This is a genomic window from Micromonospora sp. NPDC051543 (assembly GCF_044454415.1).
Classification (GTDB): Bacteria; Actinomycetota; Actinomycetes; order Mycobacteriales; family Micromonosporaceae; genus Micromonospora.
The window spans coordinates 1-20326 of record NZ_JBITDT010000032.1 but is presented as its reverse complement, the minus strand read 5'-3'; the positions used below and the strand labels follow the sequence as shown (position 1 = coordinate 20326).

The window sequence follows — 20326 nt, the reverse complement described above, 5'->3', positions numbered from 1 at the left end:
CAGCTCCACTCCACAACCGGAGGCCTTCACCTACCTACGACATCAGATCGTGTCATCACACAATCTCGACCAACCTCCCCGAACAGCACACCTAGCCGGTGGTCGCCTCGCGCTGGATCTGGTCGAATTCGGCGGCCATCGCGGCGGCCAAGGCCTGCGCGGCGGACAGCGGACGAACCATGACCGTGAACTCGTCGACCAGGCCGCCCTCATCCAGATGCAGGAAGTCACAGCCCTCGACAGCGACGTCACCCATCCGCGCCTCGAACACCAGCGCGTGTTCCCGACCGCCCTCGCCGCTCAACTCACGGACGTACCGGAAGTCCTCGAACACCCGCAACACACCCCGCAGGATCGCGGCAGTGATGGCCTTGCCCTGATACGGCTTGAACGCCACCGGGCTGCGGAACACCACGTTGTCGGCCAGCGCCGCCTCAATGGCGTCGAGATCGCCCGCTTCGACCGCCACACGAAAGTCGATCACCACCCCAGCGTACGGGCTCTGCCACTGACGCTGTCCCGACCCGGGTCGAAAGACTGCCGGGCCGGGACAGGTGGGGATCGCGGGCAAGCTATCCAGCGGGTTGCGGCGTCGACCTCAGGCGGCGCTGCGGGCTACCGCTTCCCGCACGGCGTTCAGTCCGTCCGCCTGGGTGACGATCGGGCGGTAGCCGAGTTCGGCGACCGCCTTGTCCGTACGTAGCGTGCAGGTCTGCTCCAGGAACCAGCGTGCGGGGACGGGGATCACCTTGGCCGCGGTGGCGGCGTCGATGTCCGGAATCGTGGCGTCGACTCCGTAGATCGCGAAGGTGCTCTCAAGGAAGTCGCGGAGGGTCACCCGGTGCTGATCGGTGATGAAATAGGCGTGACCTGGCCGGCCGCTCAGCCAACCTCGGACCAGGCCCTCGACGGCGTTGTCGACGAACGTGACGTCGGTGCTTTGGCGGCCGCCCTCGATCCAGGCGAATTCGCCGTTGCGGGCCGAGCGCACGAGACCTTCGACGAGAGAGCTGTCGGGGCCCCACACGAACCGCGGCCGGATCGACACCGTTGCGAAGCTCGGCGCGTTCGCAGCCAGAACCAGTGCCTCGGCTTCCGCTTTCGTCGCGCTGTACGCGGCTTCCGAGTCCGGTCGCAGTGGCGCGCTCTCGTCGATGTCGATGAGCGGCTCACCGGCCATGAGTGCGGCTTCGCTCCCGGCGTGCACGAAGCGGGCGACCCCGGCCTGCTGAGCCGCTTGCAGGGCGGCCCGAGTACCGCCCACCGTCACCAGTTCCTGACGCTCCCGATCGGCGGTGATGTCCGTCTCCGCCGCCAGATGGAACAGCACCTCGCTGCCCTCGACGCCGGCGCGCCAGGTGTCGGGATCGGTCAGCTCGCCGCGCACCGGCTCGGCGCCCAGCGCGGCCACCGCGTTGGCAGCCGTCGCACTACGGACCAGGGCTCTGACCGCGTGTCCGTCGGCCACGAGCCGCCTGATCAGACTCCGGCCGATGAAACCGGAACCGCCTGTCACGAAGGTCTGTGCCATGTCGTTCTCCTTGGAGGTCGTGGTCCTTGCTCGGTTCAGCAACCAGCAACTCGCCCCGCTTCCCTCCGCGTCATTTATCTTTCAAGGGTCAGCGATAAGATTTCCGAATGACAACGCTGCGTGCCCTGGAGTGTCTGGTCGCGGTCGCGGACACCGGGTCGATCACCGAGGCGGCCCGGTTGCTGCACTCCTCGCAGCCTGCGGTGTCCCAGCAGATCGCCGTGTTGGAGCGCGAGACCCGTACGCCTCTGCTGCGACGGGGGGCACGTGGCACCTCGCTCACGCCGGCCGGGCGCGCCGCCGTCGCGGACGCCCGGCGAGCGATCGACGCGGCCGCGTCAGCCGTCCGTTCGTCCCGGGCCAGGGGCGAGGCGAAGGGAGGGTCGCTGCGCCTGGTCTGCGCCCAGAGCTTGACCGTGCCGCTGCTCGCGCCGGTGATCCGCGCCTGGCACCGGCACCACCCCCAGGTGGCGATCGACCTCCGGGAGGCGGTCGTGTCGGACGGCCTGTTCGACGCCATCAGCGGCGGGGATGTCAACGTACTGGTGTTAGCCGGCCCGGTGGACGGCCGTTTCACGTCCACGGTTCTCGGCGCGGAGGAGATCGTCCTGACGGCCCCTCGTCATCATCCGCTGGGAGAGCGGGGATCGGTGCGGCTTTCCGAGCTCGACGGCGAGGAGTTGGTGCACTTCGCGCCGGAGAACGGGTTGAGCGGCTGGCTTGACCGGTCCCTCGGCGCAGCCGGGGTCCGCCTGAAGCCGGCACTGCGAACGGCCGTCACCTCTGCGGCACCTCAGCTGGCGGCGGCCGGACTGGGCATCGCGATAACCCCCGTCAGCGCCGTCAGCGCGGGCTTTCCGGGCGTGGTCCGCTCATTTTCGCCCCGGTGGACCCGGGAGTTGGTCGCGGTGACGCCGGGAGAGCCCGACCCACTCGCGGCCCGCTTCATCGCCGATCTGCGTGCTCGCGGGGTGCGGGTGCCCCGCGATGTGAAGAACCAACTCGAACCTTCACCGCAACGCGCCGGGACCATCGAGTGAGATGCTGACACCTGTAACCACCGACTCGATCACCGAATGGGCATCGGGCGGTAGCCACGACGCGCAGCCGCCGCGCCACCTGCCGGCCAGGATCGCCGATGTTACGCGGCTACGCCGTCCACAAGGACCCCTGCCAAACACGCTCTCACGGGACCTCACCAGTTACGCGCCCGGAACCTACCTGGTCACGGTAGCTTGACCTCAGGCGCGCAAGGACTGGTCGATCATGGCCGATGCGGCGGATCGTGGCGGCGACAGCTCTGCGCCGTCTGGATACGGATCGACGAAGGCCGATCGCAAGATTGATCACTGAGCGAAGGCCGGCTGCCTTCCGCAGCGATATCTGACGCCTGGCGGAACACACCATCGCCGCCGATTCGACCAGCCCTGAGCGCTGGCCCGCGAGCCCTGTCTGAACGTCAACCTCTGACTGGAGGGCGCTCATGATCGCAACCTTGAAGGGGTTCACCCAGCAACTGGTGCCGGCGAATGGCATCAAGATCAACGCTGTCACGGGAGGTTCGGGTCCGCCGATCCTTCTGCTTCACGGGTGGCCGGAGACCTGGTGGGGATGGCACAGTGCGATGCCGCTGCTGGCCGAGCACTTCAGCGTGGTGGCCATCGATCTGCGCGGCGCGGGCTTCTCCGACTGCCCGCTCGACGGCTACGACAAGGCGACGATGGCGCGCGACGCACACGAAGTCATGGTCGCCCTCGGGCATGAACGCTACGCGGCGTGCGGACATGACATCGGCGGAATGGTCGCCCTGCCGCAGGCCGCCACCTATCGGGATGCCGTTACCCACCTGGCCGTCCTCGACGTTCCGCTTCCCGGCTGGACCGATTGGGAGGCGTCGACCGCGAAGCTCTGGCACTTCAGCTTCCACATGAACCGGGATCTACCCGAGCGCCTGATCCACGGCCGCGAGTATGAGTACGTTTCGACCTTCATGGCTGAACGGTTCTACGATCACAGCACCTTCAATCCGGCGGACATCGACATCTACGCGAAGGCGATGGCGCTTCCCGGTCGCACCCGCGGCGGCATGGAGTGGTATCGGACCCTCCCCGCCGACCATGCGGCCGCACTCGAGTACAAGAAGCAACCGCTCGAGATACCGGTGCTGGGTCTCGGCGGGGATCAGCGCTTCGGCGGGCAGATGGTGCCGATGCTCAAAGAGTTCGCCAGCAATGTGACGGGCGGCTCGATCGCGCGGTCCAGCCACTATCTCGCGGAGGAACGGCCGGATGAGGTCGCGGCCGCTCTGATCGAGTTCCTCACAGCCACGTGAAACTCTGCGACCGCGCCATCGTGGGCTGGGCGAATCGCGTTGATCGGTTGAACAAGGAAGGGAAACGGTCATGACCCCACCTGTCATTCGCGGCGTCAACCATATCGGCATCACGGTGCCCGACATCGAAGCCGCGAAGACGTTCTTCGTGGAAGCTTTCGGCGCCCAGGTGATCTACCAGTCCTTCGGACCGGAGGATCCGCCCCGACAGGGACCCGAATTCGAGCGGGCCACTGGCGCTCACCCCGGAACGGCCGTGCGTGCGCAGGCGATGGTCAAGATCGGAACCGGACCCGATTTCGAGCTCTTCGAAATGCACGGCCCCGAACAGGCCCAGCCGGTCCGACCGAGCGACTTCGGCATCACGCACTTCGGCCTCTACACCGACGACATCGACGCATCCGTCGAACGCTTCAGAAGGGCCGGCGGCACTCCCCTCACGGAGCCTCGCGCTATTCCCTATACAACCGAACAAGGTCCCGGGAACAAGGTCTGCTACTGCCGAACGCCCTGGGGCACGACGATGGAATTCATCACCACGCCCGACCGCATGCCGTATCACGACCAGACGGATCTGCGCAGGTGGCAGGACGAGGACTGAGCGATGTCTCGTAACCCGGTGACCGTCCGCGCAGACGATCCGTCATCAAGCAGCTTCGGACGTCCGTACGCGCTCCACCGGTTACCGCCGCCGGCCCCGTCCCCGCAACAGCATCAGGACGACCGATGACGCGAGCATCGCACCGCTCCCACACAGCACGGCGATGTACGACACCGGACCACCGAGCCCGCGGTTCGGGCCCCTCACCAGCATCGACGCAAAGGTGCCGCCCGTCGGAACGGTCCCCCTCACGCGGTGGCGGGCGCGCGTTCGCCGACCCTCTCGGCGATCGCCCGGCCCAGCTCCGCCGTCGTGCCGGTACCGTGCAGGTCGGGGGTCAACGGTGCCTGTCCGGGCCCGTACGCCAGGACGTCCTCGACCGCGCCGAGCAGGTGGGCGGCGGCCTCGGGGTGGCCGAGGTGCTCCAGCATCATCGAGCCGCACCAGATCTGGCCGATCGGGTTGGCAATGCCTTTGCCGGCGATGTCGGGTGCGGAGCCGTGCACGGGCTCGAACAGGCTCGGGTGTTCACGCTCAGGGTTGATGTTGGCGCTCGGGGCGATGCCGAGGGTGCCGGTGCAGGCCGGGCCGAGGTCGGAGAGGATGTCGCCGAACAGGTTGCTGGCCACGACCACGTCGAACCACTCCGGATGGAGCACGAACTGCGCCGCGAGCGCGTCGATGTGGAACTTGTCGAGGCGAACGTCGGGGAACCGCTCGCCCATCGCGGCCACCCGCTCGTCCCAGTACGGCATGGAGATGGAGATGCCGTTGCTCTTGGTGGCGGACGTCAGGTGCCGCTTCGGCCGTCGGTCGGCCTGCTCGAAGGCGAAGCGCAGGACACGGTCGACACCGACGCGCGTCATGATCGTCTCCTGTAGGACGGTTTCCCGGTCGGTACCCTCGAAGATCCGCCCACCGACGCTGGAGTATTCGCCCTCGGTGTTCTCCCGGACGACGACGAAGTCGATGTCGCCCGGGAGCCGCCCGGCCAGGGGGCTGCGGACGCCGGGCATGAGCCGGCACGGGCGCAGGTTCACGTACTGGTCGAAGACCCGCCGGAACTTCAGGAGGCTGCCCCAGAGCGAGACATGGTCGGGTACGACCTCCGGCCAGCCCACCGCGCCGAAGTAGATGGCGTCGTAGCCCCGCAGCGTCTGTTCCCAGTCGGGCGGCAGCATTGCGCCGTGCCGCTGCCAGTAGTCGGCGCTGGCGAAATCAAAGCTGTCGAAGGTGAGCGTCAGGTCGAAACGACGTGCGGTGGCGTGCAGCGCGTCGAGGCCGGCCGGGACGACCTCCTTGCCGATGCCGTCACCGGGGATGACGGCGATCCGGTGGGTGGTCACGGCGCCTCCCGAAGCGCTGCGAGGCCGCCCTGCGAGTCCTCGAGCGCGATGCGCTCCGCAGTGGCGGAGTCGCCCGCACGCAGCGCCCGGACCAGGGCCCGGTGACTGCTGTATCGCTCCAGGCCGAACGTGTCGTCCTCCGCCACCCGTCGCAGAAGCAGCTCGCGGCGCTGCGGGCGGGAGAACACGCGGCTCTGCTCGAGCATCCGGACCAGCACCGGGTTGTGCGCGCAGGCGCTGACCGTGTCGTTGAACCGCTGCATGGTGTCGAGCAGCTCGGCGAGGTGCCGCTCGACCGGCGCACCCTGCGCGGACCGCTCCTTGAGGAGGATCAGCAGGTCGTCGGCGCGGTCGAGAATGCCATCCAGCGCGTCGAGCTGCTCGGCGGTGGCGTGTCGGGCGGCGAAGCGGGCGACGAGGCCACGCAGGCCGACCTCCACCTCGGCGAGGTCGTCGATGGCAGCGTCGCGGATGGCGGCGACCAGCACGGTACGCGGCCCGATCCGCTCGATCAGCCCGTCGAGCTCCAGCCGGCGCAGGGCCTCGCGTACCGGCGTCGGGCTGACCGCGAGCCGCTCGGCCATGCCGCGCTCGGTGACCTTCTCCCCCGGCGCGAGTTCGCCGGTGGCGATCGCGGTGCGAACTTGTCGGTACGCCTGATCGGCGAGCGTGCCGGCTGTCGTCATGACCGGACTCTAGCGCATGACATAGCAAGTTTGTTTGCAACTGTTGACGAGTTTGCTACAGCAACTTAGCGTGGCCGGCGACACAAGGAGGTGGACGTGTGTCCAACCGGCGGATCACGTTCTTCATAGCCCTCGCACTCTTCGCCCAGGAATCAACCTGGAACTTCTATGACAACCAGGTCCCCGTCCTGCTGCGCGAGCATGTGGCGAGCGCCGCGCTCGTCGGCGCGCTGATGGGGATGGACAACCTGCTGGGAATCTTCATCCAGCCCTGGATCGGCAACCGGTCCGACAACACCCGGACCCGGTGGGGGCGACGGATCCCGTACCTCGCGGTGGGCATGCCCCTGGCCGCGCTGGTCTTCGTACTGCTGCCGTGGACCACGTCGCTGGCCACGCTGGTCGTGGTGATGTTCTGCTACGCGCTGATCGCCAACACCACACGACCGCTGGCGGAGTCGTTGGTGCCGGACTTCCTGCCCCCGCAACGCCGCAGCCGGGCGAACGCCGTCGTGAAGATCGCGACCGCGCTGACCATCATCGTCGCGTCGCTGATCAGCCTGCTCGTGGTGGACGAGCATCCGAGGGCAGCCTTCGTCATCCCGTCGGTGATCATGCTGGCCGCCACGTTCGTGCTGCTGGCCAACGTGCGCGACAGCCGGTCGCCGGCCTACCAGGCCGCGGTTGCCGAAGAGGCCTCCGCCGGCCCCGCCGCGGTCAGCCAACCACTGCGGCAGATCGTCTCCGGCCTGTTCACCGACCAGGATCGCCGCCGGCTCCTGCTGCTGCTGACCGTCCTGCTCTTCGGCGGGGCATGGTTCGCCTCCCGGTCGCTGATCACCCCGTACGGCATGGAGGCGCTGGGCCTGAGCCGCGGCGACGCGGGCGGGCTCACCCTGCCCAGCGGCATCGTCTACATGGCTGCCGCCTATCCGGCCGCACTGCTGGCCGAGCGCTTCGGACGGCTACGGATCATCGCCGTGGGCATCACCGTCTTCGCCGTCGCCCTGGCGGCGGGCGCCATCGTGCAGACCGCCACCGGCACGGTCGTCGCGTTCTGCGTGGCCTCGGCCGGCGCCGCCGCCTTCACGATCAACGCAGCGGTGGCGCTGTGGAACCTGGCACCGTCCAGCCGGGTGTTCGGCGCCTACACCGGCCTGTACGCGGTCACCTGGTACCTGGGCGGCTTCGGCGGCCCCGCCCTGATCGGCGGGGTGATCGACCTGGTCGGCTGGGACGGGATGCTGCTCTACATCGCCGTGCTCGCCCTACTCGCCATGCTCGTCGTCGTACGGCTCGAACGCCTGCAGCGTGCGCACCGGGCCAAGCGGGCCGACACCCTCATGGAAAGCGAATGATGTCGACCATCCTCATCACCACCGACTACCTCGCCCCCGGTGACGAGGTGGACACCTACCTGACCGGGCTCGGGTTCACGACGCGGCACGACCCGATGCGGGGACCGCGCCGGCCGGAGCAGCTGATCACGGCCCTGGCCGGCGTCGAGGGGGCGCTGATCGCCAACGAGCCGATGACCGCGGAGGTGCTGCGCCAGGCAGCGGACCTGCGCGCCGTCGTGCGTACCGGAGTCGGGTACGACTCCGTCGACGTGGCCGCCGCCGGCCGGCTCGGGATCAGCGTGAGCAACCTGCCCGGGATCAACGCCAACGCGGTGGCCGAGTACACCATCGGGTTGCTGCTCGCCCAGGCCCGGTGCCTGGTGCCGATGGCCGCCGGGGTGGCCGCCGGCGGCTGGCCCCGCACCGACGGCCACGAGCTGCGCGGCAAGACGCTCGGCCTGATCGGGCGGGGCGCGGTGGCCCAGCGGGTGGCGCCGCTGGCCGCCGTCTTCGGCATGACCGTGCTGTGCACCGGCAGCCTTCCCGCGCCGGTCACCCGGGTCACGCTCGACGAGTTGCTGCGCGACGCCGACTTCGTGTCGGTCCACACCGCACTGACCCCGCTCACGCGCCACCTCGTCGACAGCGCGGCGTTGGCCCGGATGAAGCCGGGCGCGCACCTGATCAACACCGCACGCGGGCCGCTCGTCGACGAGGTTGCCCTGGTCGAGGCGGTCCGGTCCGGCCGGCTGGCGGGCGCAGCCCTGGACGTGGTGGACGTGGAGCCGCTGCCCGCCGACAGCATCCTGCGCGGCGTGGCCGGCATCACTGTCTTCTCGCACATGGCCGGGCAGACTGCCGAAGCCCGGCTGGCCGCGGGGATGGAGGGTGCCAAGGAACTCGTCGCCGCCCTCGACGGCCGGCCCGCCCACTCGCTCAGCGAACCGAAGGAGCCGGCATGACCACCAAGACAGCGGACGCGGACGTGATGGTGATCGGCGCAGGCCTCGCCGGACTGGTGGCCACCGCCGAACTCGTCGCCGCTGGCCGATCCGTCCTGCTGCTCGACCAGGAGCCGGAGCAGAGCCTCGGCGGACAGGCGTTCTGGTCGTTCGGCGGTCTGTTCCTGGTCGATTCGCCCGAGCAGCGCCGGATGGGCATCCGCGACTCGACCGAACTCGCCTGGCAGGACTGGCAGGGCAGCGCCGGTTTCGACCGCCCCGAGGACGCCTGGCCGCGGCGCTGGGCCGAGGCGTACGTCAACTTTGCCGCCGGCGAGAAACGCGCGTGGCTGCGGGGCCTCGGCGTCAAGATGTTCCCCATCGTCGGCTGGGCCGAACGCGGGGGCTACGACGCCACCGGACACGGCAACTCGGTGCCCCGCTTCCACGTCACCTGGGGTACCGGACCGGGCCTGCTCGAACCCTTCATCGCGATCGTGCGGGAGGCGGCCGGACGCGGCCTCGTCCGGTTCGCCTTCCGGCACCGGGTCGACGCGCTGACCATCAGCGACGGCGCGGTGGTCGGTGCCACCGGCCGGGTCCTGGAGCCGAGCGAGGCCCTCCGCGGCAGCGCCAGCTCGCGGGAGGAGATCGGCGACTTCGCCTACACCGCGCAGGCCGTCATCGTCACCTCCGGCGGCATCGGCGGCAACCACGACCTGGTCCGCCGCAACTGGCCGGCACGGCTCGGTGCGCCGCCCACCCACCTGATCAGCGGCGTTCCCGCCCACGTGGACGGCCGCATGCTGACCATCACCCAGGACGCTGGCGGCGCCGTGATCAACCCCGATCGGATGTGGCACTACGTCGAGGGCATCCAGAACTGGGACCCGATCTGGGACAAGCACGGCATCCGGATCCTGCCCGGGCCGTCCTCCGTCTGGCTCGACGCGCGCGGACGACGGCTGCCCGTGCCGCTCTACCCCGGATTCGACACCCTCGGCACGCTCGCCCACCTGCGCACCACCGGCCACGACCACAGCTGGTTCATCCTCACCCAAAAGATCATCGAGAAGGAGTTCGCGCTCTCCGGCTCCGAGCAGAACCCGGATCTGACCGGTCGCAGCGTCAAACAGGTACTCGGCCGCCTCCGTGCCGGCGCGCCGGCGCCGGTGGAGGCATTCAAGCAGCGGGGCGCCGACTTCGTCGTGGCCGACCGGCTGGACGAGCTGGTGAAGGGCATGAACGCGCTCACCGACGAGCCTCTGCTGGACCCGCTCGACATCCAGCGCACGATCGAGGCGCGTGACCGGGAGCTGGCCAACAGCTTCACCAAGGACATGCAGATCGCCGCCATCCGCAACTTCCGAAACTACCGGGGCGACCGGCTCATGCGGACAGCGGCGCCGCACCGACTCCTCGACCCGAAGGCCGGGCCGCTCATCGCCGTACGCCTGCATGTGCTCACCCGCAAGACCCTGGGCGGCCTGCACACCGACCTCGATGGTCGGGTGCTGGACGGCGCCGGCCAGCCGGTGCCCGGGCTCTACGCCGCCGGCGAGGCCAGTGGATTCGGCGGTGGCGGCATGCACGGCTACCGCGCGCTGGAAGGCACCTTCCTGGGCGGCTGTCTCTTCTCCGGCCGCCAGGCCGGCCGCGCCGTGGCCGCCACCGTCGGATGACCGGCTCATACCCCCGAGATGAGGAAAGCGTGACCCTCGACTGCGTACGCATTCTCGTGCCCTCCGGCATGCTCGGCTCGGGATTCCCGCCCGAGATCGTTGACCGTGGGCTGGAACTCGGTGCCGACGTCATCGCCGTGGACGGAGGGTCGACCGACTCCGGCCCGTACTATCTGGGCACCGGCACGGCCAAGACCACCGCGGCGGCCGTGGCCCGCGACCTGCGCCTGCTGCTCCGCGCGGCGGCGAAGGCGCGCATTCCGCTGATCGTCGGCTCGTGCGGTACCAGCGGCACCGACTCCGGTGTGGACTGGGTCGCCGGCATCGCCCGCGGCATCCTGACTGAGGAAGGGCTGGACCTGCGGCTCGCCACCATCTACAGCGAGCAGCGGGCCACCGACCTCAAGAACCATCTCGACCGGGGCCGGATCCACCCGCTCCCGCCGGCCGGCGACCTCGACCCGGCGACGTTGGACAGCTGCCAGCACATCGTCGCGATGATGGGTCATGAGCCGATCGCCGAGGCGCTGGCGGGCGGAGCCGACGTGGTACTGGCCGGGCGCGCCACCGACACCGCCGTGGCCGCCGCCTTCCCGCTGATGGCCGGCATGCCGGCCGGCCCGACCTGGCACGCCGCCAAGATCATCGAGTGCGGCGCGCAGTGCACCACGAACCCGCGCTCCAGCGGGGTCTTCGCCACCATCGACGCCACCGGCTTCACCATCGAGCCGCTCGACCCGGCCGTGGCCTGCACGCCCACCTCGGTCTCGGCGCACATGCTCTACGAGACCGCCGACCCGTTCTCGATGCGGGAACCGGCCGGCACTCTGATGGTCGCCGACGCCACCTACCGGGCCCTGGACGAGCGGCGGGTACGGGTGGAGGGCTCCCGGTTCGAGCCGGCCCCCTACACCAACAAGCTTGAAGGGGCCCGGATCACCGGGTACGAGACGATGTCGTTCACCGCCATCCGCGACCCGCACATCCTCGGCCAGATCACCACCTGGGCGCAGTTGCTGCGCCGGGTCACCACGGATCGGGTCGCCCAGACGCTCGGGCTCGGCGCCGACGACTACGCCTTCGACATCCGCCTGTACGGCTACGACGCCGTGCTGGAGGCGAAGGACCCGGACACCCGGACACCCCGCGAGGTCGGCGTGATGCTCCTGGTCAGCGCCGCGGATCAGCAGACGGCCACCGCCGTCGCGAAGATCGCCAATCCGCTCATGCTGCACCTGCCCACGCCCGACATGGACTACCTGCCAAGCCTCGCGTTCCCCTACTCCCCCGCGGAGACCGAGCGCGGGGCAGCGTACGAGTTCGTCCTCAACCACGTCGTCGACGTGGACTCGCCCACCAGCCTCTTCCGCATCCACCTCCCGGAGGACAGCGTTGTCCGATAACGCCCACCCCCGCACCGTCGCCGACCTCGCGCTGGAGGTTCGGTCGAAGAACGCCGGCCCGTTCTGGGTGACGATGGAGCTGTTCATGCGCGACACTGCCGGGTACGCCCTGGTAGCCGACCCGGGCTTCCTGGACGCGCCACTGATCGCCCGCCTCTACGGCGTACCGGCCGACGCCATCCGCATCTTCCGGATACCGGCGCTGAACGTCGTCAAGATCTCGTTCCCGCGCCCGGTGGCGCAGGGCAGCCTGCGCGACCGCGACATCCACGCTGGACAGCACCACGTGCCCCTGGCCATGCTTCCGCTGCCGGAGTCGCACTGAGACCAGTGCCGACCGGGTCAGCGGAAGCCTCCCGCTTCACGAGTTGCGGTCAGGTACCGGACGGACTCTGCGGGCGCTGGCCGCGAGCCGGTCGGCGAGCGCGGTGACGAGCCCGCGGAGTTCGTCCGGTCGCTCGATGACGAACGGCCGGTCGAGCGACGCGAGCACCGGGGGCAGCCAGTCGAGCCGCTCCGCCCGCAGTTCAACGCGCAGCCAGCCCTCACTGTCGAGATCTGCGTCTGCCGGCGACGGCAACTCCTCCACGATCGCGATGCTGGCGGGAAGTCGGGTACGGAGCTGCTCCACCGTCGCCTGGATCAGCAGGGTCACCTCATACCGGTACGGCGCCCTGGCGAGCGCCGAGAGAACGCGCTGCGCCGGATCGAGTCCGGTCGGTGGCTCGAAGGAGCCGGGAAGGGTCCTCGCGTCAGTGATCCGATCAAGCCGCAACGTCCGGTCCTCTGAGATCTCAGGGGCCACACCTGTGACGTACCACCGGCCCGAATGGGCGACGAGCCCGTACGGGTGCAGCGTCCGTGCACTGCGCCGGCCGTCGGCAGTGGTATATCTGATCGACAACGGCTGGTGATGGCGCACCGCATCCGCGACAGCGAGTAGAACCTCCGTCTGCGGGGCGCGGAATTCGCCGGGCGGAGCCGTGAAGGCGAGGGCCTCGAGCACGGTGCCAAGTCGGCGGGCGAGGCGCTCGGGCAGTACACGGCGGATCTTGGCCGCTGCCGTCTCGACCGCCGTGTCGGACGTCGTCGCCAACCCTGTTCGGGGACCGGCGACCAGGCCGAGCAGCACCGCGAGAGCCTCGTCGTCGGTGAGCATGAGCGGCGGCATCCGGTACCCCGGAGCGAGTCGGTACCCGCCGTGACGACCGCGTACCGACTCGACAGGCACGTCGAGGTCAATCAGGTGACCCACGTACCGCCGCACGGTGCGCCCGTCGACGCCCAGACGGTGGGCGAGTTCGGCCACCGTCCGGATGCCGCCTGACTGCAGGAGCTCCAACAGGGTAAGGACCTGAGCGGTAGGTCGAACCACCTCCCGAATTTACCGCGAATACTGGACCGATTCTGTCCGGTATTGGTTCTAGCGTGGCCACGCCACCTGGCTCCACCCAATCTTGGAGATCACCATGAACCTCGTCTCAGTCCGGATCATCACTGGTGATGTCGCACGCCTCGTCGACTTCTACGAACGGGTCACGGGAGTGCAGGCGGACTGGGCCACCGAGGACTTCGCTGAGTTGCGGACCACCTCCGGCACTCTCGCGATCGGCAGCACTCGCACCGTCTCACTGTTCGCGCCGGGGTCCGCTCAACCGGCGGCCAACCGCAGCCTGATCATCGAGTTCCTCGTCGACGACGTGGACAGCGTGCATCAGAACCTGACCAGCGTCGTCGACGACTTCGTCAACGAGCCCACCACGCTGCCCTGGGGCAACCGGTCGCTGCTGTTCCGTGACCCCGACGGCAACCTCGTCAACCTCTTCACTCCGGTCACCCCGGCCGCCATCGAGAAATTCGCTCGCTGAGGCCTCGCGTGGCCTGCCACACGCAGCACACCGACAACGGCTCAGCCCTCCAGGCTGGGGCTCACATTTGCACGACCCGGTAGGAGCCAGAGCGCACGTCCTCCGGTAGGGCGGGACCGCTGGTGCTCCAGCCGAACGTGTTGCGTGCCTTGTCGGAGGTGATGCGCGCCGAGGATCGGAGCAACGCGGCCATCGGCCCCATGGCGCTCTCAGCCTGTTCGGCGGTGATCGAGGTGGCGGTGGCTCCGGTCAGGTCCGCGATCGCCTCGGCGAGTTCACGGAAGGTGAACTGTCGCGGTCCGGCCGCGTTGTAGGTGCCCGCTACCGGGCGCTCCAGGGCCGTCAGGTACAGGCGGGCGAGATCGTCCACGTGCACCGGGGTCCACTCGTTGTCGCCGGAGTCGATGTAGGTGGCCGCGCCCGAGCGGGTCGCGGCGTCGATCAGACTGGTCAACAGCAGGGAGCCGCCCCGACCGTAGACCAGACCCGCGCGGATGATGATGCTGTTCAGGCCCGCCGCCTCGCGCACCAGTCGCTCGCCGACGAGCTTGAAGGGCTGCGGGCCCGGCTCCGGCAGTTCCGCGTCCTCGTCGCGGGGATGGCTGGGGTCGAGCCCGTAGACCAGGTTGGTGCTGGTGTAGAGGAACGGCTTGCCGGTGCCGGCCTTGCCCGCCCCACGGGTCAGCGCCTCCACGGCAGCGGCCTCCGCCCTGACCGCGTCCTCGCCACCGAAATAGTCGACAGCGGTGTGCACCACCGCATCGGCTTGCGCGGAAGCCTTCTCAAGGAGCGTGGTGTCGGTCAGGTCGCCAAGCAGAGGAGACGCACCCACCTCGGCCGCCTTGGCTGCTGATTCCGGTGACCGGGTGAGCGCTACTACTTCGTGGCCGGCCGCGACGAAGTGTTCGACGAGCACCGAGCCCAGGTAGCCGGTGCCGCCGGTGATGAGGATCTGCATGTTCTCTCCGGAGCCGAGTGAGCGATGAAACGGATAGGCCATCCGCTTGCCCAACCGTAGCACGAACCGGATAGACCATCCGTTTTCCCGGTCTGAGCCGCCAGTTCAGGGCCACGGCTCCAGGCGGGGGCAAGCGGAGCTGTTATCCGCTTATGCTGGAGGAGTGACCGCTCCGCCGCCCCGTAAGGACGCACTACGCAACCGCCAGCGGATCATCGAGATTGGCCGGACGATGGTCGCGGACGGCACCCCGATTCAGCTGAACGAGGTGGCCCGTGTGGCCGGCGTTGGCGTCGCCACGGTCTACCGGCACTTCCCGACGCCTCAAGCGCTGATCGAGGCGGTGTCGGTGGACGGACTTGAGACGTTGATCCAGGCCGGCGAACGGGCCGTGCAGCAGGACGACCCCTGGACGGCTTTCCGTGATCTCCTGGTCCGGGTCGTGGACGCGCAACTACTCGACCTTGCCCTGTCCTCGGTCCTGTCCACGCCCACGGCCACGCTGCCGGGCACCGCGCACCTGCTCGATCAGTTGTCCTCGCTGTTCAACAAACTGTTCGTACGGGTCAGGGACGCAGGGCTGCTGGCACCCGGCGTCACGCTCGCCGACATGACGCCACTGATGTGTGGAGTCGCCTTCTCTGCCCGGATGCATCCAGCCGCCGACGCGCAAGAGCAAGCCGCCGCCGGCCGCCACTACCTCGACATCGTGCTGAACGGGATCCGGGCCCGCTGAGCGCCGCAGGGACCGAAACGCAACCCGGTCGCCTCTACTCCGGCGGCCCCTGGTCGACGGAGAGACCGAGATACGTCCCACCGGAGGCGTCGATCACCTGGCCGGTCACCCATCGCCCCGCTGGGGAGGCAAGGAAGGCGACCACGTCCGCGACATCCGCCGGCTCTCCGACACGACGGAGGGCCGAGAGCCCGGTGACGACCTCGCGGAGCGCCGGTTGGGCGTCGAACCAGGCCACGTTGTTCTCGGTGGCGGTGGTCCCGGGCATCACCGCGTTCACCGTGATACCCCGAGAGCCCAGTTCCTGTGCCAGCGTGACGCTGAACGTGTTGATCGCGCCCTTCGTCATGGCATACGCAAGAGTGCCGGGTATCGCGACTCGGGTGGCGACGGACGAGACATTGACGATCCGGCCACCGTCGCGGAGCAGGTCCAGACCACGCTGGACCACGAAGAACGGCGCTTTCACGTTGATCGCGAACAACTCGTCGAAGTCATCCGGCCGGGCGGTGGCCAGCGTCGGGGTGGCCCCGCCGATCGCCGCGTTGTTCACCAGCACGTCGATGCCGCGCGGCGCGCCGCGTTCGGCCAACCCGGCCTCCACCCCAGCCCAGAGCCGATCGGCATCACCCGCCACGCCGAGCTGCGCGCCGACCGCGAACGCGGCGCCACCCGCCTCGGTGATCTGCGCGACGGTCCCCTGCGCGGCTGACTCGCTCGTGCCGTAGTGCACCACCACCAGCGACCCAGCCGCGGCGAGCCGCTTGGCAATCGCGCGGCCGATGCCCCGGCTCGCGCCGGTGACGAGGCTTGTCGTGCCGTCCATCGTTTCCATGATCTCCCCTTCGTGGCGCGTATCGAAGCGGGTACCACGGTCCGACCCTCGCCGTGCGGCCGGCAACGGACTGAGGTATCGCGGCCCACGGTTGTTGCACTTCCTCATCCGGAGAATCGTCCGCGCGTACGCTCGTTTGATGCGCTGGGACGCCGAGGAGAAGCGACGCCGAATCCTGGCCGCGGCACGGCGCGCCTTCGCCGAGAAGGGCGAGGACGTCACGGTGGCTCGGATCGCCCGCAGCGCCGGTGTGTCCGTCGCTACCGTCTACCGGCGCTTTCCCACCCGGGACAGCCTCATCACCGATGCTTACGGCGATCAGTGGAACGATTGCGCGGCCATGCACGCCGAAGCGCTCAGCGATCCGGACCCGGCGCGTGCGCTGCGGGAACTGATTCGCACGCTCTGCGCATACCAGTTACAGGACAGAGGCTTCACCAGGGCCTACGTCGAGTCGGTGGTCACCGGACGCGGGCTCGACCACGAGCGGCAGGAGACCGAACGGGTCATCGCCCGGCTGCTGCGCCAGGCACAGGCGACGGGCACCGTCCGCGCCGACCTGACCGTCGCCGACTTCCGGCTGCTGATCGCCGCCCATCACGGCGTCGTCCTGGCCGGCGGGCTCGACGCCGCGGCGGCTTCCCAGCGCTATCTCGCACTGATGCTGCGCACGCTCCAACCCTGAACTCTCGCCGCCCGAAGCAGGAGCCGGGCGTAGGCGTCCTTTCCGCCTACGCCCGGGAAGTGCTGATCCTCAAGCCTGTTCGATCTCCGAGAACAGGCCCTTGAACGTGACCTGCGTCCCCGCGAGGGTGCCGAAGACATCAGCGACAACGGTTGTCGCGACTGCCGCGGAGGCGTCTTCGTAGCTGTCGAAGTAGAGGTCGAGCGTCCGGTACGCGGGCGTAGCGGTGCCATCCTCCTTCGGCCACACCTTCGCTGACTCGAGTCGCCGCAGCTTCGGGAACTTCGCTGCGGCAGCCTTCACGTCCGCGTAGGCCCGCTCGAAGTCGTCGGGGCTCGCCGGGTTGTCGATGATGATGGTGATCTTGGTGGGCACGGGACTCTCCTCGGTTTGTTCCATCTCGGACATAACTAACGCCGCAGACCTGAACTCAGCGGCCGTAGGTCTCCAACAGCCGCAGCCACACCTCACTGACGGTCGGGTAGGCCGGAACCGCGTGCCACAGCCGGTCCAGCGGGACCTCACCGACGATGGCGATGGTCGCGGCGTGGATCAGTTCCGCGACGTCCGGGCCGGCGAGAGTGAGGCCGACGATCACCGTGCGGTCCTCGTCGACGACCATCCGGGCGTGTCCCCGGTAGCCATCGGCGTGCAGGGAAGCTCCGGCGACGGCCCCAAGGTCGTAGTCCACGACCCGGATCCGCAGCCCAGCCGCCTCGGCCGCAGCCGCGGTCAAGCCCACCGACGCGATCTCCGGGTCGGTGAAGACCACCTGCGGCACCGCACGCTCGTCAGCCGTCGCCACGTGCCGACCCCACCGGCCGTCCTCGACCTTCTCACCCTTCGCCCGGGCCACGATCACGTCGCCCACCGCCCGCGCCTGGTACTTGCCCTGATGGGTCAGCAGCACCCGTCGGTTCACATCACCCGCCGCATAGAGCCACTCGCCGCCGCCGACGACACGCAACGTGTCGTCGACCGCCAGCCAGGCGCCCGGCGCCAGCCCGACCCGGTCGAGGCCGATGTCCTGGGTGTTCGGCGTACGACCGACCGCCACCAGCACCTCGTCAGCCTCGACCCGCTCGCCGGAGGCGGTCTCGATGTGGACGACTCCGCTGTCGTCGCGGTTGACGGCGACGGCCTCCGCGCCGAGGCGTACGGACACGCCGGCCCCGCGCAACGACTCGGTGACCAGTTCACTGGCGAACGGCTCCGCCGACGGCAACAGGCCGTCGCGGGCCAGCATCGTCACCGCGGACCCCAGCGCGGCGAAGGCGGTCGCCATCTCGGCTGCCACGACGCCGCCACCGATGATGGCGAGCCGACGGGGAACCGAACTGGCCGAAGCGGCCTCGCGGCTGGACCACGGCGTCGCCTCGCGCAGCCCCGGGATATCCGGCAACAGGGCGCTGCTGCCGGTCGCGACGACCACGGCGTGCCGCGCGGTCAGCGTCGTCGTGACACCGTCGACGCCGGTCACCTCGACAACGCGGGCGGAGCTGATCCGCCCCTGACCGCGGTGCAGCGCGATGCCCGCCGACGCCAGCCAGGACACCTGACCGTCGTCCTGCCAATGCGACGCGAAGGAGTCTCGCCGGCCCAGCACCGCAGCCGCGTCCAGGTCTCCCTTCACCGCCTCCCGCGCACCCGGCAGTTGGCGAGCCGCGCGCAACGCGGACGCGCTGCGCAGCAACGCCTTGGTCGGCATGCAGGCCCAGTACGAGCACTCACCCCCGACCAACTCCCGCTCGACGATCGCGGCGGTCAGGCCGCCCTGCACGACCCGATCGGCCACGTTCTCCCCGACCGGACCGGCACCGATCACAATGACGTCGTACTCCATGGTGGTCATGTCAGTTGCCCTTCGCGGCGCGGCCGAGACGGATGGCCGCGATGAGGAAGAAGATGGCGCCGGGAATGGCGTAGCCGGCAGCGTTGGTCAGCGACGGGTTGTCCGCGGCGGCGCCGGCGATGAAGGACCCACCAGCCAGAACCGAGATGCCGCCGCTGATGATCATCGGCCACTGGCCGCCCATCTTGCGACGGGTGACGCCGACGATCAACTGGACCAGACCGGCGACGATCGCCCAGGCGCCCCACACCCGCAGAACGGCGGGGATACCGGACGCGCCTGCGATGCCCAGACCGACGGCCGTGATCAGGCTTACCGCGATGTTCACATACAGCAGGGTCGGCGAGCCGGTGGTCCGCGACGAACGGAGGTCGTAGATGGCGGCGCCCACGTCGAACAGCGGGTAGATCACGAACAGCGTCACCGCGAGCGGACCGATCTCCTTGGCGGTGGCGATCGTCACGAGGGCCCACACGATGGCGAACGCGAAGCGGACGAAGTACAGCCGCCGCAGGGCGGAAGCCGTCTGGGAGATACCGGGCGAAGCAGCAATGGTGGTCACGGGTGACCCTTTCAGCGGAGGGGCTAGGGAGACCGATCGTTCTGTCTCGCCAAGCATGACAGGCTCAGCTCGCATCGTCAAGACCGAACGTTCTATCCACTCCCATGGCCCTGCGCTACCCGCCGCCATCGACCAGCGGTGTCGAGCCTGAGGGCGTCGCGGCCCCTTAGACCGAACGTTCTATCCGCTACGATGGCGATATGACGCCCACCGCATCCGGTGCCCGGCCCTCCGAGGCGCGCCAACGGCTCCTTGCCACGGCAACCAGGATCTTCTACTCGGAGGGCATCCATTCCGTCGGCGTAGATCGGATCATCGCCGAGGCGAAGGTGACCCGGGCCACCTTCTACCGGCACTTCCCCAGCAAGGAAGATCTCATCCTCGCCTACCTGCGCGAGATCCATGAGATGGATCGCGGCGCGGTCGACACGGTCATCACCGCCGACGCACGGCCGGTCGCCCCACTCCTGGCCATCGCCAACTCCATCGCCGAGAGCATCCAGTCCCCGGGGTTCCGTGGATGCGCGTTCCTGAACGCCGCGGCGGAGTATCCGGACACGGAACATCCCGTACGTCAGGAGATCATCGCCCACCGGCAATGGTTCCTGGACACGCTCACCACGCTGCTGGCGCAGGTCCAGGAGGAGACGGCAGAGTCCGCCGCGCGCCACTTCGTCATGCTCCGCGACGGTGCCATGGCAGCCGGATGCCTCTTCGACCCCGCGTTGGTGTCCGAGACCTTCCTCCACGGCATCGAAGGACTCCTCCGGATCACCGCCGAGCGCCAGTCGACCGAATCCGCCGACTAGGCAGTGGCCGCGATCAGCCCGGTCGGGCCGCGGCGCTGAGCGGCGGCGGTAATGCTGATGAGGCTGATGCCTGTGAGTCATCTAGATGCAACGCCGTTCAGTTAGGCGTTTGGTGTGGTCGTCAAGGGTCGGGGCTGATGATGTTGATGTTGGTGGTGG

22 protein-coding genes are annotated in these 20326 nt (G+C 69.0%); 12 read left to right on the top strand and 10 right to left on the bottom strand.

The features are described 5' to 3' along the window. Nucleotides 1–91: 91 nt before the first annotated feature. Both ACIA3K_RS31490 and ACIA3K_RS31485 read right to left on the bottom strand, forming a co-directional pair. The gene (locus tag ACIA3K_RS31490; RefSeq protein ID WP_396805477.1) at nucleotides 92–487 is read right to left on the bottom strand and encodes a nuclear transport factor 2 family protein; all 396 of its coding nucleotides are present in this window, start codon (nucleotides 485–487) and stop codon (nucleotides 92–94) included. A 111-nt stretch (nucleotides 488–598) separates the two neighbouring features. Then, nucleotides 599–1531 carry an NAD-dependent epimerase/dehydratase family protein gene (locus ACIA3K_RS31485; RefSeq protein WP_396805475.1) on the bottom strand — a complete coding sequence of 311 codons (933 nt, stop codon included), beginning with the start codon at nucleotides 1529–1531 and terminating at the stop codon, nucleotides 599–601. A gap of 107 nt (nucleotides 1532–1638) precedes the next feature. Between ACIA3K_RS31485 and ACIA3K_RS31480 the strand changes: the two genes are divergently transcribed. The 3 genes from ACIA3K_RS31480 (at nucleotide 1639) to ACIA3K_RS31470 (ending at nucleotide 4464) form a co-directional block, all read left to right on the top strand. Beyond that, complete coding sequence (locus ACIA3K_RS31480; RefSeq protein ID WP_396805473.1) at nucleotides 1639–2571, top strand: LysR family transcriptional regulator; 933 nt, start codon at nucleotides 1639–1641, stop codon at nucleotides 2569–2571. Between the two features lie 443 nt (nucleotides 2572–3014). Then, the gene (locus ACIA3K_RS31475) at nucleotides 3015–3863 is read left to right on the top strand and encodes an alpha/beta fold hydrolase (protein WP_396805471.1); all 849 of its coding nucleotides are present in this window, start codon (nucleotides 3015–3017) and stop codon (nucleotides 3861–3863) included. 70 nt (nucleotides 3864–3933) lie between these two features. Continuing rightward, nucleotides 3934–4464 carry a VOC family protein gene (locus ACIA3K_RS31470; RefSeq protein ID WP_396805470.1) on the top strand — a complete coding sequence of 177 codons (531 nt, stop codon included), beginning with the start codon at nucleotides 3934–3936 and terminating at the stop codon, nucleotides 4462–4464. 248 nt (nucleotides 4465–4712) lie between these two features. On the opposite strand, the gene ACIA3K_RS31465 is transcribed toward ACIA3K_RS31470, so the two are convergent. Next, entirely contained in the window at nucleotides 4713–5810 is a 1098-nt protein-coding gene (locus tag ACIA3K_RS31465; protein ID WP_396805468.1) for a tartrate dehydrogenase, read from the bottom strand. Continuing rightward, nucleotides 5807–6496 carry a GntR family transcriptional regulator gene (locus tag ACIA3K_RS31460; protein ID WP_396805466.1) on the bottom strand — a complete coding sequence of 230 codons (690 nt, stop codon included), beginning with the start codon at nucleotides 6494–6496 and terminating at the stop codon, nucleotides 5807–5809. Before ACIA3K_RS31460 ends, ACIA3K_RS31465 begins: the two co-directional genes overlap by 4 nt. Before the next feature lie 98 nt (nucleotides 6497–6594). Between ACIA3K_RS31460 and ACIA3K_RS31455 the strand changes: the two genes are divergently transcribed. Genes ACIA3K_RS31455 through ACIA3K_RS31435 form a run of 5 tightly spaced genes read left to right on the top strand, consistent with a single transcriptional unit; the run spans nucleotide 6595 to nucleotide 12187 of the window. Continuing rightward, on the top strand, nucleotides 6595–7854 hold the full coding sequence (locus ACIA3K_RS31455; RefSeq protein ID WP_396805464.1) for an MFS transporter: 1260 nt from the start codon (nucleotides 6595–6597) through the stop codon (nucleotides 7852–7854). Next, entirely contained in the window at nucleotides 7851–8798 is a 948-nt protein-coding gene (locus ACIA3K_RS31450; protein WP_396805462.1) for an NAD(P)-dependent oxidoreductase, read from the top strand. The genes ACIA3K_RS31455 and ACIA3K_RS31450 overlap by 4 nt, the downstream gene beginning before the upstream one ends. Beyond that, on the top strand, nucleotides 8795–10459 hold the full coding sequence (locus tag ACIA3K_RS31445; protein WP_396805460.1) for an FAD-binding dehydrogenase: 1665 nt from the start codon (nucleotides 8795–8797) through the stop codon (nucleotides 10457–10459). Before ACIA3K_RS31450 ends, ACIA3K_RS31445 begins: the two co-directional genes overlap by 4 nt. Before the next feature lie 29 nt (nucleotides 10460–10488). Then, on the top strand, nucleotides 10489–11862 hold the full coding sequence (locus ACIA3K_RS31440; protein WP_396805458.1) for an acyclic terpene utilization AtuA family protein: 1374 nt from the start codon (nucleotides 10489–10491) through the stop codon (nucleotides 11860–11862). Continuing rightward, nucleotides 11852–12187: a DUF4387 domain-containing protein gene (locus ACIA3K_RS31435; protein ID WP_145780027.1), complete on the top strand. Its 336-nt coding sequence runs from the start codon at nucleotides 11852–11854 to the stop codon at nucleotides 12185–12187. Before ACIA3K_RS31440 ends, ACIA3K_RS31435 begins: the two co-directional genes overlap by 11 nt. A gap of 36 nt (nucleotides 12188–12223) precedes the next feature. On the opposite strand, the gene ACIA3K_RS31430 is transcribed toward ACIA3K_RS31435, so the two are convergent. Next, a complete protein-coding gene (locus tag ACIA3K_RS31430; RefSeq protein WP_396805479.1) occupies nucleotides 12224–13171 on the bottom strand; it encodes a helix-turn-helix transcriptional regulator in 948 nt (315 codons plus the stop codon). Nucleotides 13172–13331: 160 nt separating this feature from the next. Between ACIA3K_RS31430 and ACIA3K_RS31425 the strand changes: the two genes are divergently transcribed. After that, nucleotides 13332–13730: a VOC family protein gene (locus ACIA3K_RS31425; RefSeq protein ID WP_396805456.1), complete on the top strand. Its 399-nt coding sequence runs from the start codon at nucleotides 13332–13334 to the stop codon at nucleotides 13728–13730. A 61-nt stretch (nucleotides 13731–13791) separates the two neighbouring features. Here the strand turns inward: ACIA3K_RS31425 and ACIA3K_RS31420 are convergent, their stop codons facing one another. Continuing rightward, the gene (locus ACIA3K_RS31420) at nucleotides 13792–14688 is read right to left on the bottom strand and encodes an NAD-dependent epimerase/dehydratase family protein (protein WP_396805454.1); all 897 of its coding nucleotides are present in this window, start codon (nucleotides 14686–14688) and stop codon (nucleotides 13792–13794) included. 163 nt (nucleotides 14689–14851) lie between these two features. Here ACIA3K_RS31420 and ACIA3K_RS31415 point away from each other — a divergent pair, with 163 nt between their 5' ends. Then, nucleotides 14852–15424, top strand: a complete 573-nt coding sequence (locus ACIA3K_RS31415; protein ID WP_396805452.1) for a TetR/AcrR family transcriptional regulator — start codon at nucleotides 14852–14854, stop codon at nucleotides 15422–15424. A gap of 34 nt (nucleotides 15425–15458) precedes the next feature. Here the strand turns inward: ACIA3K_RS31415 and ACIA3K_RS31410 are convergent, their stop codons facing one another. Further along, complete coding sequence (locus ACIA3K_RS31410) at nucleotides 15459–16325, bottom strand: SDR family NAD(P)-dependent oxidoreductase (protein WP_396805450.1); 867 nt, start codon at nucleotides 16323–16325, stop codon at nucleotides 15459–15461. Nucleotides 16326–16398: 73 nt separating this feature from the next. On the opposite strand from ACIA3K_RS31410, the gene ACIA3K_RS31405 reads away from it, so the two are divergent. After that, a complete protein-coding gene (locus tag ACIA3K_RS31405; RefSeq protein WP_396805448.1) occupies nucleotides 16399–16944 on the top strand; it encodes a TetR/AcrR family transcriptional regulator in 546 nt (181 codons plus the stop codon). Between the two features lie 69 nt (nucleotides 16945–17013). Here the strand turns inward: ACIA3K_RS31405 and ACIA3K_RS31400 are convergent, their stop codons facing one another. Genes ACIA3K_RS31400 through ACIA3K_RS31390 form a run of 3 tightly spaced genes read right to left on the bottom strand, consistent with a single transcriptional unit; the run spans nucleotide 17014 to nucleotide 19358 of the window. Then, on the bottom strand, nucleotides 17014–17319 hold the full coding sequence (locus tag ACIA3K_RS31400; protein WP_396805446.1) for a hypothetical protein: 306 nt from the start codon (nucleotides 17317–17319) through the stop codon (nucleotides 17014–17016). 55 nt (nucleotides 17320–17374) lie between these two features. Continuing rightward, nucleotides 17375–18796 carry a dihydrolipoyl dehydrogenase family protein gene (locus tag ACIA3K_RS31395; RefSeq protein WP_396805444.1) on the bottom strand — a complete coding sequence of 474 codons (1422 nt, stop codon included), beginning with the start codon at nucleotides 18794–18796 and terminating at the stop codon, nucleotides 17375–17377. Nucleotide 18797: 1 nt separating this feature from the next. Beyond that, the gene (locus tag ACIA3K_RS31390; protein WP_396805442.1) at nucleotides 18798–19358 is read right to left on the bottom strand and encodes a hypothetical protein; all 561 of its coding nucleotides are present in this window, start codon (nucleotides 19356–19358) and stop codon (nucleotides 18798–18800) included. 200 nt (nucleotides 19359–19558) lie between these two features. Here ACIA3K_RS31390 and ACIA3K_RS31385 point away from each other — a divergent pair, with 200 nt between their 5' ends. Then, nucleotides 19559–20167 (top strand): TetR/AcrR family transcriptional regulator, encoded by a 609-nt coding sequence (locus ACIA3K_RS31385; RefSeq protein ID WP_396805440.1) that lies wholly within the window; start codon nucleotides 19559–19561, stop codon nucleotides 20165–20167. Nucleotides 20168–20326 lie beyond the last annotated feature (159 nt).

What these genes read in the sequence shown, in the direction of transcription:
- ACIA3K_RS31485 (WP_396805475.1), bottom strand. Translation starts at nt 1,531, where the DNA reads ATGGCACAGACCTTCGTGACAGGCGGTTCCGGTTTCATCGGCCGGAGT.
- ACIA3K_RS31480 (WP_396805473.1), top strand. Translation starts at nt 1,639, where the DNA reads ATGACAACGCTGCGTGCCCTGGAGTGTCTGGTCGCGGTCGCGGACACC.
- ACIA3K_RS31475 (WP_396805471.1), top strand. Translation starts at nt 3,015, where the DNA reads ATGATCGCAACCTTGAAGGGGTTCACCCAGCAACTGGTGCCGGCGAAT.
- ACIA3K_RS31470 (WP_396805470.1), top strand. Translation starts at nt 3,934, where the DNA reads ATGACCCCACCTGTCATTCGCGGCGTCAACCATATCGGCATCACGGTG.
- ACIA3K_RS31460 (WP_396805466.1), bottom strand. Translation starts at nt 6,496, where the DNA reads ATGACGACAGCCGGCACGCTCGCCGATCAGGCGTACCGACAAGTTCGC.
- ACIA3K_RS31450 (WP_396805462.1), top strand. Translation starts at nt 7,851, where the DNA reads ATGATGTCGACCATCCTCATCACCACCGACTACCTCGCCCCCGGTGAC.
- ACIA3K_RS31445 (WP_396805460.1), top strand. Translation starts at nt 8,795, where the DNA reads ATGACCACCAAGACAGCGGACGCGGACGTGATGGTGATCGGCGCAGGC.
- ACIA3K_RS31425 (WP_396805456.1), top strand. Translation starts at nt 13,332, where the DNA reads ATGAACCTCGTCTCAGTCCGGATCATCACTGGTGATGTCGCACGCCTC.
- ACIA3K_RS31420 (WP_396805454.1), bottom strand. Translation starts at nt 14,688, where the DNA reads ATGCAGATCCTCATCACCGGCGGCACCGGCTACCTGGGCTCGGTGCTC.
- ACIA3K_RS31405 (WP_396805448.1), top strand. Translation starts at nt 16,399, where the DNA reads ATGCGCTGGGACGCCGAGGAGAAGCGACGCCGAATCCTGGCCGCGGCA.
- ACIA3K_RS31395 (WP_396805444.1), bottom strand. Translation starts at nt 18,796, where the DNA reads ATGACCACCATGGAGTACGACGTCATTGTGATCGGTGCCGGTCCGGTC.
- ACIA3K_RS31385 (WP_396805440.1), top strand. Translation starts at nt 19,559, where the DNA reads ATGACGCCCACCGCATCCGGTGCCCGGCCCTCCGAGGCGCGCCAACGG.